The following is a 14,316-nucleotide window of genomic DNA, read 5'->3' as shown; positions in this document are numbered from 1 at the left end:
GGCCGGGGACACCACCGTGGATGGCCCCTCGTCGGGAACGCAGCCCGGGATCCGGGCGCTCCGGCGCTGGATGAGGCTGCGGGGTACTCGGCCACGAGGCCGATGAGGCCAGCGGTGGTCAGGGAACGCAGTCGCGACAGACCGGCCGGCGTCGGGGTGCGGTCGGTCGATCGTCGGGTTCGACCAGCCGGCCTACGGTGGTGACTTCTCCGACCTCGACGACATGATGAGGCGCGACAGGACTGCGATCGAGGCCCTCGGGCGGCCGTCGGAACACTCGGGCAAGCCGCTCGTCGTCACCTCGGGCACACTGGTCATGCCCGCCGGCCGGGAGAGTACCGAGAAAGACGAGCCGGGCACGACCGGGATCGCCGCCTTCCGCATCGCGGGCGAGCGAGCGTGTCTGGACTTCGCCGTCCAGGGAGTACGCGCGAGCGTGGTCCGTCTCGCTCCTACCGTCCCAGGAGGACGCGCGGGTTCAACCCGGCTTCCACCCAGGGGTTGAAGGTATTCGCGACGCCGGAACCCATAGTCGGACACATGACGCTCTCCGACTGGATCATCGACCTCGTCCTCCTCCTCATCGTCTTCCGCCAGTTGCGTGAGGAGCGGCTCACCGCCCGCACGCTCCTCCTGCCGCTGGCCATCGTCGGCTGGGTGGCCAACAGCTACCTGCACCACATACCGACGGCCGGCAACGACATGGTGCTGGTGGTGGTGTTCGCCAGCATCGGCATCACCTTCGGGCTCTGCGGCGGCCTCCTCACCCGGGTCCGCAAGGTCAACGGGCACGTGCACATCAAGGCCTCCGCCGGCGCGGCGGCGTTGTGGGTGATCAGCATGGGCTTCCGGCTGGGCTTCGCCATTTGGTCCACGCACCCCTCCGGCACCGCCTCCCTCGGTCGCTTCTCCGCGACGCACGACATCACCAGCGGCCAGGCCTGGGTGGCGGCGCTCGTCCTGATGGCGCTCAGCGAGGTCGTCGTCCGCCTCGGTACGATCGTCGTCCGGGGCCAGCTCCTCGTCGCGCGCGACGGTCGGAACAAAGCGGCCGCCCCGGCGCGCCGTTCCGACACCTACGTGTGAGCGGACGCGCGCCGCGCCCCCGGAGCGGCGACCGGTCCGGCCACGGAACGCGGAGGGTCCCGGTGCTGCCGCACGCGCCCCGGGCCCGCCGCCGTCCCGCGCCCGGCGTGCGGGCGTTCGGCCCGTTCGGCGGCACGGGGCCGCTTGGAGGTGAGCGGCCTGACGGCCGCACGAACCAGTCAGGAGACCCAGTGACGCAGACCGACGGCACGGTTGCCGCGGAAGCGGTTCCGGCGGGGAGCCCGGTGGACCGGTCGGTGCCCGCCAGCGGCCGCGAGGCGTCGGCGACCGGGAGGCGGGCGTGCTGACCTCCCGGTGGAGGACGGGTCCCGGTGAGCGCCACCCCCTCGACCACCGCAGCCTGATCGGCGCGACGGCGCTGGTGGCGTGCGGGGCGATCTCCGTCCTCGCGACCGCGGGCCCGGTCAACAAGATCATCGTTGGTGTGCTCATGGCGTGCGCCGAACTCGGCATGCTGCTGAGCCGCCGGGTCCTGCCGTCCTACGTGGGCAGCCTCGGAGCGGCGCTCACCATCTGCACCGGCCTCGCCGTCACGCTGCTGGCGCCCAACGGTCTCGGCGAGGTCGCGGTACTGGCCGGTGTCTCGGTCCTGCCGCTGCGCGTGCCCACGGGTCCACTGGGCACCGCCGCGATCGTGGTGGTGGCCCTCGCGTTCGGGGCCACGATCATGGCGATCTCCGGCAGCGTGGCCGGTCTGCTCGCGGGCGTGGGGGCCTGGCTCATGGCCGACCGGTCCGTCGAGCACGCGGCCCTCCAGGCCGAACGGGACCGCGCCGTCGCGTTGCTGGCCGAGGTCGAGGCGTCCCGTCTGGCGCTGCGAGAGGCGGCGGCCACCGAGGAGCGCAACCGCATCGCCAAGGAGATGCACGACGTGCTCGCACACACGCTCGCCGGCCTCTCCATGCAGTTGCAGGGCATTCGCGCGATCGCCGGCCGGGACGGCGCCCCCGCGTCGCTGACCGGACCGCTGGACCGGGCCGCCGAGTTGGCCCGCGACGGAGTCCAGGAGGCGCGGGCCGCGGTCGGCGCCCTGCGGGCCTCCTCGCTGCGGGGTGTCGACGATCTGGAGGCACTGGTCGGGGGCTTCCCCGGCGACGCCCGCTTGCAGGTCACCGGCCCGGCCGGTCGACTCGACCGCGAGACGGGCCACGCCGTGTACCGGGCGGTCCAGGAAGCCATGACCAACACGGCCCGCTACGCGACCGGTAGCGTCATCCAGGTGCATGTGACCTGGGAGCAACGGGAGTTGCGGGTCACCGTGCGCGACCACGGGCTGCCGACCGGACGACGGCCGTCCGGAGTGCACGGGAGCGGCACCGGTCTGCGGAGCATGACCGAGCGGATCGAGACCGTCGGTGGAACCCTGGTCGCCGGCCCCGAACCTGGCGGACCCGGCTGGCGGATCGAGCTGCGGGTTCCCGTGGCCGGAGGGGGTGACGGCGGCAGGCGTTCGGCGCCGTCCGCGCCGTACGATTCGACGGGCGGAACGGCTGCGGCCGGCGCCGGCAGGAAGACTGGTTCGTGAGCGGATCGGCTGTCGTCCGGACACCGAACGCGGGTGGGAATGGCGGGCGGATGACGATTCGGGTGCTGGTCGTCGACGACCAGGCAGTGGTACGCGACGGCGTCGTACTCCTCCTGTCCTCGGCCGACGACGTGGAGGTGGTCGGTGAAGCCGGCGACGGCCGCCAAGCGGTGCGGCTGGCCTCGGAGCTGAGGCCCGACGTCGCTCTCATCGACCTGCGGATGCCCGAGCTGGACGGCGCGCGGGCGACCGCCGAGATCGTCGCGAGGGACATCGGGGTCCGGGTGCTGATCCTCACCACGTTCGCGGACGACGACGCGGTGCTGCCGGCGTTGCGGGCGGGAGCGGTCGGCTACCTGACCAAGGACGCCACGGGCGAGGCGCTGCTGGCCGCGGTCCGCGAGGTGGCCGCGGATCGCACCGTCCTGGACCCCGCGGTCCAGCGGCGTCTGGTCCAACTCCTCGTCAGCGAACCGGGCTTGCCGCCCTCGGTGCCGACGCCTCCGGCCGAAGTCCGCGTCAGGACCGCGGGACTCACCCGCCGTGAGATCGACGTCGTCCGGCTCGTGGCCAACGGGCTCAACAACCGGCAGGTGGCCAAGGAGATGGTCGTCAGCGAGGCGACGGTCAAGACACACCTCAACCACGTCCTCGCCAAGCTGGCGGTCGAGGACCGCGCCGCGCTCGTCGCCTGGGCCTGGCGGCACGGGCTGGCCGACCGGACACAGGCCTAGTACTGCAACAGTGCCTACCGTGACGGGTTTCAGCTGTCGGGTTGTGGCCTCGTCTCTTGTAGTGGCTGATTCGGGCCTGGTGTTGGCGTTGGCGTCGCCAGCGGGAACCAGTGCAGGACGTGATCGGTGCCGCGGCGGACAGGTCGTGCGGGGTGGGCGATCAGGCGGCGGATCTCAGGGACGGTCAGCGGTATCGGGTCTGGCGGCCGCGCGTACTTCGGCGAGCGCTTGCCGTGCCAGCGGGCCGAAGCCCTCGCTGTTGTTGGCGTCGATCCACTGGTCGTAGGCGATCTCCCAGACGAGCGTGCCCAGTTTCGCGGCCACCCGCGCGGTCGGGCTCGGGACTCCGCGGCGGTTGAGGGCCTCGATCATCGAGGCGGTGAGGTCGATCCTTTTCAGGGCTTCGCGTTCACGCAGTTCCGCATTGGCGTTCAGCACGGCCTGGCGCCGGCCGCTGAACTCGCGGCGGTCGACGGTGAAGAACGTCCGGCCGAGCGCATCGAGACCGTCCACCACCGCGTCGAGCGGCCCGGCCGCCGGCGGCGCCGAGGCGATCCCTTCGACGAGCAGACCGGTCACCGTGCCCCTGCCGAAGAGCACCTCGCGCTTGTCCGGGAAGTACCGGAAGAACGTGCTCTTGGTGAGCCCCGCTCGCTCCGCGATCTCGATCACGGTCGTGTTCTCGTAGCCGTGCTCCTCGAAGAGGTCGAGGGCGGCGGCGGCGAGTCGTCCTGGTGCGTCGGGTTGCCAGCGAGCCATGGGAGCAGTGTACGGGACTTCGTCCCATCACTGGTGTACGGTCATAAGACCAAGTCCCATCACTGGCCAGGAGAGGTCACCGATGAGTAGAGCTGTCCGTTACCGGCGATTTGGCGGTCCCGAAGTACTCGAACTGCAGGAGATACCCGAGCCGCACGCCGCTCCGGACGAGGTTCGCGTCCGGGTCACGGCCGCCGGGCTGAATCCGATGGATTGGCAAATCACCACACAGCCCGACATGGCGGCGCGGTTCGGCATCACCTTGCCGGCCGGGTTCGGCAGCGACTTCGCCGGAGTGGTGGACGAGGTGGGCGCCGAAGCCACGGGATTCGCGACCGGCGACCGGGTGTACGGGGCTGCGATTGGCCGGTCCGTCGCCGATTTCGTGCTGGTCAAGACACCCGCGGCACACCTGTGGCCCACCCCGGAGGGCATCGGCGACGAGGTGGCGGGCACGCTTCCGGTGTCCGCTCTGACGGCCTCCGCCGCGCTCGCCGCGATCGGGCTCCGCACCGGGGACACCGTCCTGATCGGTGGGGCGGCGGGTGGCGTGGGCGTCTTCGCCGTGCAGTTGGCGAAGCTTGCGGGTGCCCGGGTGCTCGGCACCGCCTCCGAGCGCACGTTCGAATTCCTGCGCGGGCTGGGCGCCGAACCCGTGGCGTACGGCCCTGGCCTGGCGGACCGGGTGCGGGCCCTGGCGCCCGAGGGGATCACCGCCGCAACCGACCTGTTCGGAAGGGAGGCGGCCGAGACCGCGCTCAAGCTCGGCGTGGCACCCGAGCGGATCTCCGTCGTGGCCGACGGCCCCGCCCCGCCGCCCGGTGTGCGCAAGGCGGGCGCCCTCGATGCGGGTCCGGGTGCCCTGGAACGGATCGCCGACGCGATCCATTCTGGCGAGATCACGGTTCCGATCGCGGCGACCTTCCCGGTCGAGCAGATTCGCGAAGCCGTGACGACGCAGGCCGAGAGGCATGTTCACGGCAAGATCGTCATCGCGCTGTGAACCGGACGCCGGTAGGCGCGGACGCGATTGTCCGCGCCTACCGGGTGACCCGGTCCAGGCGGTGGTACTCCACCCACGCGGGCGACTGCGTCACCGTGGTCAGCGGCCCGGGTGCCAGAAGCCTGACCGTTCGCGACGACAGCCGCGAGACCGTCGGGGTCTTCAGCGGGGTGGCCTGTGACACCGGCGTTCCCCCGACGGCTCGGGGCCTATCCCTCGTCGGCCGGGGCGCCGCCGTACTTGGCGGGTGTGGGCAGGCCGGAGCAGATGTTCTCGTCGCCGGACCGGCTCTCCGCGCTGATCGTCGGGCTGGGCTGGGCGCTTGTCGGAGCGGTGGTGGCGGGGGGATTGGTGAGGTTGGCCGGGGTGTTGTCGCCGAGGATCAGGGTGAGGCCGGTGACGCTGGAGTCGGCCTCGGTCTGCGAGCCGGGGATGTCGTTGGCCAGGGCCTGGGCGGCGGCTTGCTGGCCTGCCGGGTACTGGATCTCGGTGGTCGGCTCGCTGCTCTTCGCGTCGCCGCCGACGGTGGCGTTCACGCCCTGGGCCTTGAGCGCGGCGGCGGCGTTCGCGGCCAGCCCGGCCTTGCCCGTGCCGTTGTAGACGGTGACCGCGAGCGAGGAGAGCGGCACGCCGGTCGGGGAGGCCGACGGTGACGGCGCCGCTGACTGGGCCGCCGTGCCGTAGGTGGCCGCCGCGTTGGATCCGGGCAGCGGCTGGTCGTTGCGCAGGTCGTCCCACACCTGGGCGAAGCCCTGCCCGGGGATCACCCGGTTCTGGTTCTGCGGGTCGAACTCGTAGGGCGCGGTGATGAACTGCATGTAGCGGGAGTTGAGCCCCTGCACGCTCTCGGCCAGTGAGACCATGGCCGTGGGCGAGTCCAGGCCGCTGTCGACCGTCATGTTGGAGACGACCGCGTTGGCGATGTTGTACAGCGTGACCGGGTTCGACAGGGTGCCGTTGCTGCTCAGCTTCTTGAACAGCGAGGAGACGAACATCTGCTGCATCTGGATGCGGCCGAGATCGGTGCCGTCGCCGACGCCGTGCCGGTCGCGGACGAACTCCAGGGCCTGGGTGCCGCTGACCGTGTGCAGGCCGGCGCTCATCACCAGACCGCTGTAGTTCGGGTCGTTGATTCCCGGTTCCGGCACGCACACCTGGACCCCGCCGACGATGTCGGTCAGCTGCTGGAAGGCGTTGAAGTCGATCTCGACGAAGTGGTCGACGCGGATGCCCGTCATCTGCTCCACGGTGGCCACCGCGCAGGAGGGCCCGCCGATGGTCATCGCGGCGTCGAACATGTCGTCGCTCGAGCCCGGTTCCACGGTGCTGGACGTCTGATCGCCGATACCGACGCGCTGGTGGCACTCGGGTCGTGGCACTATCAGGTCACGCGGAATCGACGCGACCACGGACCACTTCCGGTCCGCGCTCAGGTGTACCAGCATCGCGGTGTCCGAGAGGTTGGTGCCGTCCTTCGAGGCGTTGCCGAGGTTGACACCCTGCTGGCCGTCCCGGGTCTGCGAGCCGAGGACCAGGACGTTCACCGGAGTCTGGCCCTGCGCGTTCGCCTTCGCCGCGGCGGGGCGGTTCGTCAGCCCGGCCAGGCTGACCGACTGGATCTTGCCGAACAGATGGTCGTAGGCGTAGGCGCCGGTGCCGGTCGCCACGACCAGCAGCCCCGCCGCGCCCACACCGACGATCTTCAGCCTGCGGCGGCGCCGGGGAGGCCGGCCCGACCCCCGTTTCGCGGCCCGTCGGCCGTGCCCGCCGCCGTCCGCAGGGCCCTGGCCCGATGCGGCAGCGCGCCGACGGGCCGCGCGCCCGCCCGAAGCGTCCGCGTACGGCGTATCGTCACTGGTCATGTCTCTGCCCCTGCCCCTTGGCCTTGGCGTCCTGTCCGGGGACAAACCGAATCGATGGCGGGGGCATCGGAAGCCCCATCGCCGGTTGCTCAGTTGCGCAACATAGCAAGTATTTCTCAAGCGTTCCTGGGAGCCCCGGCAGGGAGCGACGAACGGCGATCGCGGCGACCACCCGCCAGTCCCCGCCGCGACTGCCGTCGACGCCTCAAGTCACCGACAGTGCAGGCTCCTTGACGCTTCGAGAAAGTCGTCGGTCAGGTGCCACCTTCGGCACACTCTCAGCGTCTCGACGATGAGAAGTTCGTGAGGAGGAGGACGGATGACAGAGCTGAGCGACAGCGGCTCTGGCGGGGCCGCCGGCGGACGCCCCCGCGCCGTGCCGCCGGGGGGACCGACCCCGTCACGGCACCGGCGGCCACCACCACCCCAGCCGCTCCAACCTCCCCACCCGTCATCACGCCCGGGATCGATCCCACGCCACCAACCACGACCCGCTCCCCCACGGACCAGGCGCAACAGCAGTCGGGCAGCCCTTCACCGAGCCCGACCGACCAGTTCACGGGCGACACGGTCGAGGGCGGAAAGATCCCCTGCGTCAACTGACACCGCGCACGCTCGCGTCACGCCATGGGCTCGCATTCGCCTGCCGGTCATGACAGCCACAGGGCTGCAGCCGGCATGAGTCGCGCGAAGTGACGCGGAACCAGCCGACCCAATGAACAGCTGACCCGATCTGACCGGTCCGGGGTCGCCGTTCTTGTCAGCCGGTGCGCGTAGCCGGGAGAGGACCACTCGTCGATGGTGAGAAGGAGGAGCTCGACGCCGATGCGTGCCGCGTGGCCGGCCGCGTACGCGAGTGCCCGGTCACCGCGGGGGCTGCCGTGGAAGCCCACCAGGACGAGCAGCCGGTGTTCCGGCAGGGAACGCCCGGTGCCGCTTGTTGCCATCGATGCCTCCCCACTCAGGGTGGGAATCCGCACGCCGGCCCCAGGGTGATCACCGTCACTCCTGCGGGGAATCGCGCATGTGTCCCTCCGTTCCGGTCAGACGTGCGTGGCGATGGCGCGGCCACCGGGCGCGCCTGTGGGCCACGACGGAGATCGGAGAGCAGGCAACGTGTCGGCAGTCGAAACCATTCATGTGGACGGGGTGTGGCGTCCCGCCGCGTCCGGAGCGCAACGCGAGATCCTGGACCCCGCCGACGCCGGGACGCTGGCGGTGGTGGCCGAGGGCGGCGCTGACGACGCCGATGCCGCCGTCGCGGCCGCCCGCCGCGCCTTCGACTCCGGGTCCTGGTCGCGGACGCCGGTCGAAGAGCGGGCCGCGCTGCTGCACGCCGTGGCGGACCTGCTGCGGCGCGACCGTGAGACCCTCGCGCTCATCGAGAGCCGTGACACCGGCAAGACCCTGGAGGAGGGCCGGGTCGATGTCGACGACGTGACCAGAGCCTTCCGCTACTTCGCCGACCTGGTGGTCGAGGACAGCGGTGGCCGGGTGGTCGATGCCGGGTCCGCGGACATCCGCAGCGTCGTCGTGCACGAGCCGGTCGGCGTCTGCGCGCTGATCACCCCCTGGAACTACCCTCTGTTGCAGGCCAGCTGGAAGATCGCCCCGGCACTCGCCGCGGGCAACACCTTCGTGATCAAGCCCAGCGAGATCACCCCGCTGTCCACCATCCACCTGATGCGGCTGCTGGTGGAGGCGGGCCTGCCGGCCGGCGTCGGCAATCTGGTCACCGGTGCGGGCGAACCGGTCGGCGCACGGCTCGCCAACCACCCCGAGGTGGACCTGATCTCGTTCACCGGCGGGCTGGCCAGTGGCACGAAGGTGATGGCCGCCGCCGCGCCGAGTGTGAAGAAGGTCGCCCTGGAGCTGGGCGGCAAGAACCCCAACGTGGTGTTCGCCGACGCCTGCGCCACCGAAGAGGGCTTCGACACCGCCGTCGACCAGGCGCTCAACGCGGCCTTCATCCACAGCGGCCAGGTCTGCTCGGCCGGCTCCCGGCTGATCGTCGAGGAGTCGCTGCGAGAGCGCTTCGTGGCCGAACTCGCCCGCCGCACCGCCCGGATCAGGCTCGGGCGCGGTACCGAGCCCGGCGTCGAGTGCGGGCCACTGGTGTCCGCGCAGCAGCTGGCCCGGACCGAAGCGTACGTGGCGTCCGCACTCGCCGAGGGCGCGATCCTGCGCAGCGGCGGATCACGCCCCGCACCCGCCGCGAACCGTCCGGCCACCGGCTTCTTCTACGCGCCGACCGTGCTCGATCGCTGCCACCGGCAGATGAGGGTGATCCGCGAGGAGACCTTCGGCCCGATTCTCACCGTCGAGACCTTCCGCACCGAGGACGAGGCGGTGGCGCTCGCCAACGACACCGAGTACGGGCTCGCGGGTGCCGTCTGGACCGGCGACCCGAGCCGCGCCCAACGGGTCGCCGGATGGCTGCGGCACGGCACGGTCTGGATCAACGACTACCACCCCTACCTGCCGCAGGCCGAGTGGGGCGGCTTCGGCAAGTCCGGCATCGGCCGCGAGCTGGGGCCCAGCGGTCTGCGGGAGTACCGCGAGACCAAGCACGTCTACCAGAACCTGGCGCCCCGCCCGGTCCGCTGGTTCGCCGGCTGACGCCGGTGACGAGCCGGCCCTTGGCGATGCGCGCCCCGGCGTACGCGTTCCACACCGAAGGAGCAGCACCCATGCCCGTGTATGACTATGTCGTGGTCGGCGGCGGCACCGCCGGATGCGTCATCGCGTCCCGGCTGACCGAGGACCCGTCGGTCCGTGTCGCCGTCATCGAGGGGGGACCCAGCGACATCGACCGCCCCGAGGTGCTCACCCTGCGCCGATGGCTCGACCTGCTGGGCGGTGAGCTGGACTACGACTACCCGACCACCGAGCAGCCACGCGGCAACTCCCGCATCCGACACAGCCGGGCCCGGGTGCTCGGCGGCTGCTCGTCGCACAACACCCTGATCAGTTTCAAGCCGCTGCCGTCCGACTGGGACGAGTGGGCCCGGGCCGGCGCGCAGGGCTGGGACGCCGAGGCGATGGCACCGTTCTTCGAGCGTCTGCGCAACAACATCGTCGCGGTCGACGAGAAGGACCGCAATGCCATCGCCCGCGACTTCGTCGACTCCGCCCGGGCGGCGACCGGAGTGCCGCTGGTGGAGGGCTTCAACGCCGAGCCGTTCCACGAGGGCGCCGGGTTCTTCGACCTGTCCTACCACCCGGAGGACAACAAGCGCTCATCGGCGTCCGTCGCCTATCTCCACCCGTTCCTCGACCGGCCCAACCTCCATCTGATGCTGGAGACCTGGGCCCACCGGTTGGAGTTCGCCGGCACCCGGGCCACCGGGGTGCGGGTTCGGACCAGCGACGGCGAGGAACTGCTCGTCGAGGCGGAGCGCGAAGTACTGCTCTGTGCTGGCGCGGTGGACACCCCGCGGCTGCTGCTGCACTCGGGCGTCGGGCCCGAGCAGGACCTGGAGGCACTCGGCATACCCGTCGTGCACGACCTCCCGGGCGTCGGGGAGAACCTCCTCGACCATCCGGAGTCCGTGATCGTCTGGGAGACCCACGGACCGATCCCGGAGAACTCCGCGATGGACTCCGACGCGGGGCTCTTCGTGCGGCGCGATCCGACGTCCGAAGGCCCGGATCTGATGTTCCACTTCTACCAGATCCCCTTCACCGACAACCCCGAGCGGCTGGGCTACAGCAGGCCGCCGCACGGGGTGTCGATGACCCCGAACGTCCCCAAACCGCGCAGCCGCGGCCGCCTCTACCTGACCAGCGCCGACCCCGCCGTGAAACCCGCCCTGGACTTCCGGTACTTCACGGACGAGGCGGACTACGACGGCCGGACCCTGGTGGACGGCATCCGCATCGCCCGTGCGGTCGCCGCCAGCGAGCCGTTGGCGAGCTGGCTCAAGCGCGAGGTCTGCCCGGGGCCCGAGATCACCTCCGACGAGGAGCTTTCCGAATACGCCCGCAAGGTGGCGCACACCGTCTACCACCCCGCCGGAACCTGCCGGATGGGCGACCCGGACGACCGACTCGCCGTGGTCGACCCGCAGTTGCGGATCCGCGGACTGGACGCGATCCGCATCGCCGACGCGTCCGTCTTCCCGACGATGCCCGCCGTGAACCCCATGATCGGAGTCCTGATGGTCGGCGAGAAGGCCGCCCGGTTGCTCGTCGAGAGCCCGGCCTCCGGGGGTGAGGCGTGATGTCCACCGGGACCGCCACCACGACCGACGAACCCGTGTTCTCCGTGCGCCACCTGTGGAAGGTCTTCGGGCCGAAGTCCGACCGGGTACCGGGTTCGCCGGAGGCCGACCTCAGTGCCGAGGACCTGCGCGCGCGTACCGGGTGCACCGTCGCCGTCCGTGATGTCTCCTTCGACGTCCGCAGGGGCGAGGTCTTCGTCGTCATGGGTCTGTCCGGCTCGGGCAAGTCCACCCTGGTGCGCTGCCTGACCCGGCTGATCGAACCCACCGCCGGCGAGGTGGTCATCGACGGCGAGGACGTGCGCGCCATGGACCACGCCCGGCTGCGGCATCTGCGTCGCCACCGCGCGGCCATGGTCTTCCAGCACTTCGGTCTGCTGCCGCACCGCACGGTGCGCGACAACATCGCCTACGGGCTCGAGATCCGGGGCGCCTCGAAGGCCGAACGCCGAGCCAGGGCCTGCGAGATGGCGGAGAAGGTCGGTCTCGGCGGGCTCGAGGGCCGCCGCCCCGGGCAGTTGTCCGGTGGCCAGCAGCAGCGGGTCGGGCTGGCCCGCGCGCTCGCCCTCGATCCCGAAGTGCTGCTGTTCGACGAACCGTTCAGCGCGCTCGATCCGTTGATCCGCCGTGACATGCAGGAGGAGGTCGTCCGGCTGCACCGCGAGGAGGGCCGCACCATGGTCTTCATCACCCACGACCTGACCGAGGCACTGCGGCTCGGCGACCGGATCGCGCTGATGCGTGACGGCCGGGTCGTGCAGTGCGGCACTCCGGAGGAGATCGTCGGTTCGCCGGCGGACGACTACGTCCGCGACTTCGTCCGCGACGTCCCACGTGAACAGGTCCTCACGGTGCGGCGGGCCATGCGGCCGGCAACCGGCGCCGAGGCCCGGACCGGGCCGGCCCTGTGCCCCACGACGCTGGTCACCGAGGCCATCGAGGCCGTCGCCCGTAGCGGTGCTCCGGCCCGGGTGGTCGAGGACGGCCGCTGCCTGGGCGTCGTCGACCACGAGCAGCTGCTCGCCGTCGTCGCCGGGCTCGATCCGACGGCCGCCCCGACCGGCCCGACGGCCGGCCCCCCGGGCACGAGGGCCGGCACGGGAAAGGCCGTGGCATGAGTTCCCTGACCACGACGGCCACCACCGCACAGGACCGGAGCCCCCGCGACACCGCTCGCCGACTGCTGACCCGACACGGCGGCGCGACCAAGCTGCTGCTGCTCGCGCTGATCGCGGCGATCGTGGTGCCACTGGCCGCCTCCCGCTGGGGAAGCGGCAGTTGGCCCCAGGCGCTGACCGTCGACCTGTCGCATCCGCTGGGGAGTGCCAGCAACTGGATCATCGACAACCGGGACACCAACCCCCTCTTCCTCTACTTCTTCGGCTACATCAGCTACGGCGTCGGGGACGCGGTGCGCGCCGTCTACCTGCTGCTCCTCGCACTCGGCTGGGCCGGCGTGACCGCCGCCGGCACGCTGCTCGCCTGGCGGGCGGCCGGGCCGCGGGTGGCCGCCACCGCCCTCGTCTCGCTCGGGGTGTGCGGACTGCTCGGCATGTGGGTCCCGACGATGCAGACCCTTGCGCTGATGGTCGTCGCGGTCCTCGCCTCGGTCGCCGTCGGCGCGCTGCTCGGACTCGGGGGCGGACTGTCCGACCGTACGTTCCGCGCCCTGCGGCCGGTCCTGGACACCATGCAGGTCCTGCCGGCCTTCGCCTACCTGCTGCCGTTCGTGTGGGTCTTCGGCATCGGCGTACCGCCCGCCATCCTGGCCACCGTCGTCTACGCCGCCCCGCCCATGGCCCGGCTCACCGCGCTCGGGCTCCGCGGAGCCGATCGCGGTGTGCTGGAAGCCGCGACCTCACTCGGCACCACCGGCCGCCAGCGGCTGCTGACCGCCCGCCTGCCGCTTGCTCGCCCACAGTTGCTGCTGGGTGTCAACCAGACCATCATGATGGCCCTGTCGATGGCCGTCATCGCCTCGGTGATCGGGGCGGGCGGCCTGGGTGACCGGGTCTACCAGGCGCTGTCCACCGTCGATGTCGGCAACGCGCTCGCCGCGGGCATCCCGATCGTGCTGCTCGCCGTGGTCCTGGACCGGACGACCGGGGCCGCCGGAGCACGGATCGGCTCGCCGCAGCGGCCGGGCCGGCCCCCCGGGTGGCAGGTGTGGGGCGGGTCGGCGGTGCTGACCGCGGCCGCCGCGCTCCTCGCCCGGTCGGTGGGATCGAGTTCCTGGCCCGGCAGTTGGACGATCGACGTCGCCACGCCCGTCAACAGTGTGGTCAACTGGCTCACCGCCCACCTCTACACCGGCGTCCCGCTGCTCGGTGGCACGGCCGACTGGGCAGCGGACTTCACCACCTGGATCCTCGATCCGCTGCGCAGCGGACTGCAGGAGCTGCCGTGGTGGTCGGTCCTGCTGATGGTCGGCGCGCTCGCCTGGCTGATCGGCACCTGGCGCACCGCCCTCACCGCCGTCCTGGCCATGGCCGCGATCGGGGTGCTGGGCGTCTGGGGCCCCTCGCTCGACACCCTCTCCCAGGTGCTGGCAGCTGTGGCGGTGACCCTCGTCCTGGGCGTCGGGGTCGGCATCGTCGCGGCGCGCAGCCACCGGGTCGAAGCGCTGCTGCGCCCGGTGCTCGACGTCTTCCAGACCATGCCGCAGTTCGTCTACCTGATCCCGGTGGTCGCACTGTTCGGCGCGGGCCGGGCCGCCGGTACCGCGGCGGCCGTCGCCTACGCGGCGCCCGCCGTCGTGCGCATCACCGCCCAGGGTCTGCGGCAGGTGGACCCCGGCGCGATGGAGGCCGCCCGCGCGATGGGCGCCAGCGGCGGGCAGCAGCTACGGCAGGTCCAACTGCCGCTCGCCAGGCCGGCCCTGCTCCTGGCCGTGAACCAGGGCGTGGTCCTGGTACTCGCCGTCGTCGTGATCGCCGGCATGATCGGAGGCGGCGCACTCGGCTACAACGTGGTCTTCGGCCTTGCGCAGGGCGACCTGGCCACCGGCCTGATCGGCGGAGCCGCCATCGTCTGCCTGGGCCTGATGCTCGACCGCGTCACGCAGCCGACCCCGACTCCGACCTCCAAGGAGCGCTGAACCTTG

The 14,316-nt window shown here is 71.6% G+C and carries 10 protein-coding genes; 8 read left to right on the top strand and 2 right to left on the bottom strand.

Translation table 11 applies throughout. The annotated features are described in order from the left end of the window. Nucleotides 1–540: 540 nt before the first annotated feature. From ACIGXM_RS16105 to ACIGXM_RS16095, 3 genes are all read left to right on the top strand, one after another. Entirely contained in the window at nt 541–1,086 is a 546-nt protein-coding gene (locus ACIGXM_RS16105) for a hypothetical protein (protein ID WP_396561180.1), read from the top strand. 301 nt (nt 1,087–1,387) lie between these two features. Next, complete coding sequence (locus tag ACIGXM_RS16100) at nt 1,388–2,632, top strand: sensor histidine kinase (RefSeq protein WP_396561179.1); 1,245 nt, start codon at nt 1,388–1,390, stop codon at nt 2,630–2,632. A gap of 50 nt (nt 2,633–2,682) precedes the next feature. After that, nucleotides 2,683–3,366: a response regulator gene (locus tag ACIGXM_RS16095; protein WP_396561177.1), complete on the top strand. Its 684-nt coding sequence runs from the start codon at nt 2,683–2,685 to the stop codon at nt 3,364–3,366. Between the two features lie 174 nt (nt 3,367–3,540). On the opposite strand, the gene ACIGXM_RS16090 is transcribed toward ACIGXM_RS16095, so the two are convergent. Further along, nucleotides 3,541–4,125, bottom strand: coding sequence for a TetR/AcrR family transcriptional regulator (locus ACIGXM_RS16090; RefSeq protein ID WP_396561175.1), 585 nt, complete (start codon nt 4,123–4,125; stop codon nt 3,541–3,543). A gap of 82 nt (nt 4,126–4,207) precedes the next feature. Here ACIGXM_RS16090 and ACIGXM_RS16085 point away from each other — a divergent pair, with 82 nt between their 5' ends. Next, the gene (locus ACIGXM_RS16085; RefSeq protein ID WP_396561173.1) at nt 4,208–5,128 is read left to right on the top strand and encodes an NADP-dependent oxidoreductase; all 921 of its coding nucleotides are present in this window, start codon (nt 4,208–4,210) and stop codon (nt 5,126–5,128) included. Nucleotides 5,129–5,337: 209 nt separating this feature from the next. Here ACIGXM_RS16085 and ACIGXM_RS16080 read toward each other — a convergent pair whose 3' ends face one another. Continuing rightward, nucleotides 5,338–6,819 carry an LCP family protein gene (locus ACIGXM_RS16080; protein WP_396561171.1) on the bottom strand — a complete coding sequence of 494 codons (1,482 nt, stop codon included), beginning with the start codon at nt 6,817–6,819 and terminating at the stop codon, nt 5,338–5,340. Nucleotides 6,820–8,106: 1,287 nt separating this feature from the next. On the opposite strand from ACIGXM_RS16080, the gene ACIGXM_RS16075 reads away from it, so the two are divergent. The 4 genes from ACIGXM_RS16075 to ACIGXM_RS16060 all read left to right on the top strand — a co-directional run bounded on the left by ACIGXM_RS16075 (nt 8,107) and on the right by ACIGXM_RS16060 (nt 14,310). After that, nucleotides 8,107–9,609 (top strand): aldehyde dehydrogenase family protein, encoded by a 1,503-nt coding sequence (locus ACIGXM_RS16075; RefSeq protein WP_396561169.1) that lies wholly within the window; start codon nt 8,107–8,109, stop codon nt 9,607–9,609. A 71-nt stretch (nt 9,610–9,680) separates the two neighbouring features. After that, complete coding sequence (locus ACIGXM_RS16070) at nt 9,681–11,213, top strand: GMC family oxidoreductase (protein WP_396561167.1); 1,533 nt, start codon at nt 9,681–9,683, stop codon at nt 11,211–11,213. Next, complete coding sequence (locus tag ACIGXM_RS16065; protein ID WP_396561165.1) at nt 11,213–12,331, top strand: glycine betaine/L-proline ABC transporter ATP-binding protein; 1,119 nt, start codon at nt 11,213–11,215, stop codon at nt 12,329–12,331. Before ACIGXM_RS16070 ends, ACIGXM_RS16065 begins: the two co-directional genes overlap by 1 nt. Beyond that, on the top strand, nt 12,328–14,310 hold the full coding sequence (locus ACIGXM_RS16060) for an ABC transporter permease (RefSeq protein ID WP_396561163.1): 1,983 nt from the start codon (nt 12,328–12,330) through the stop codon (nt 14,308–14,310). The genes ACIGXM_RS16065 and ACIGXM_RS16060 overlap by 4 nt, the downstream gene beginning before the upstream one ends. Nucleotides 14,311–14,316 lie beyond the last annotated feature (6 nt).

The organism is Kitasatospora sp. NPDC052896, assembly GCF_044547075.1.
GTDB lineage: Bacteria > Actinomycetota > Actinomycetes > Streptomycetales > Streptomycetaceae > Kitasatospora.
The sequence above is the reverse complement of the archived record's forward strand: the minus strand, read 5'-3'. Positions and strand labels throughout refer to the sequence as shown.

Coding starts and splice junctions, on each gene's coding strand:
- ACIGXM_RS16105 (WP_396561180.1), top strand. CDS start 541: ATGACGCTCTCCGACTGGATCATCGACCTCGTCCTCCTCCTCATCGTC.
- ACIGXM_RS16095 (WP_396561177.1), top strand. CDS start 2,683: ATGACGATTCGGGTGCTGGTCGTCGACGACCAGGCAGTGGTACGCGAC.
- ACIGXM_RS16090 (WP_396561175.1), bottom strand. CDS start 4,125: ATGGCTCGCTGGCAACCCGACGCACCAGGACGACTCGCCGCCGCCGCC.
- ACIGXM_RS16085 (WP_396561173.1), top strand. CDS start 4,208: ATGAGTAGAGCTGTCCGTTACCGGCGATTTGGCGGTCCCGAAGTACTC.
- ACIGXM_RS16070 (WP_396561167.1), top strand. CDS start 9,681: ATGCCCGTGTATGACTATGTCGTGGTCGGCGGCGGCACCGCCGGATGC.
- ACIGXM_RS16065 (WP_396561165.1), top strand. CDS start 11,213: ATGTCCACCGGGACCGCCACCACGACCGACGAACCCGTGTTCTCCGTG.
- ACIGXM_RS16060 (WP_396561163.1), top strand. CDS start 12,328: ATGAGTTCCCTGACCACGACGGCCACCACCGCACAGGACCGGAGCCCC.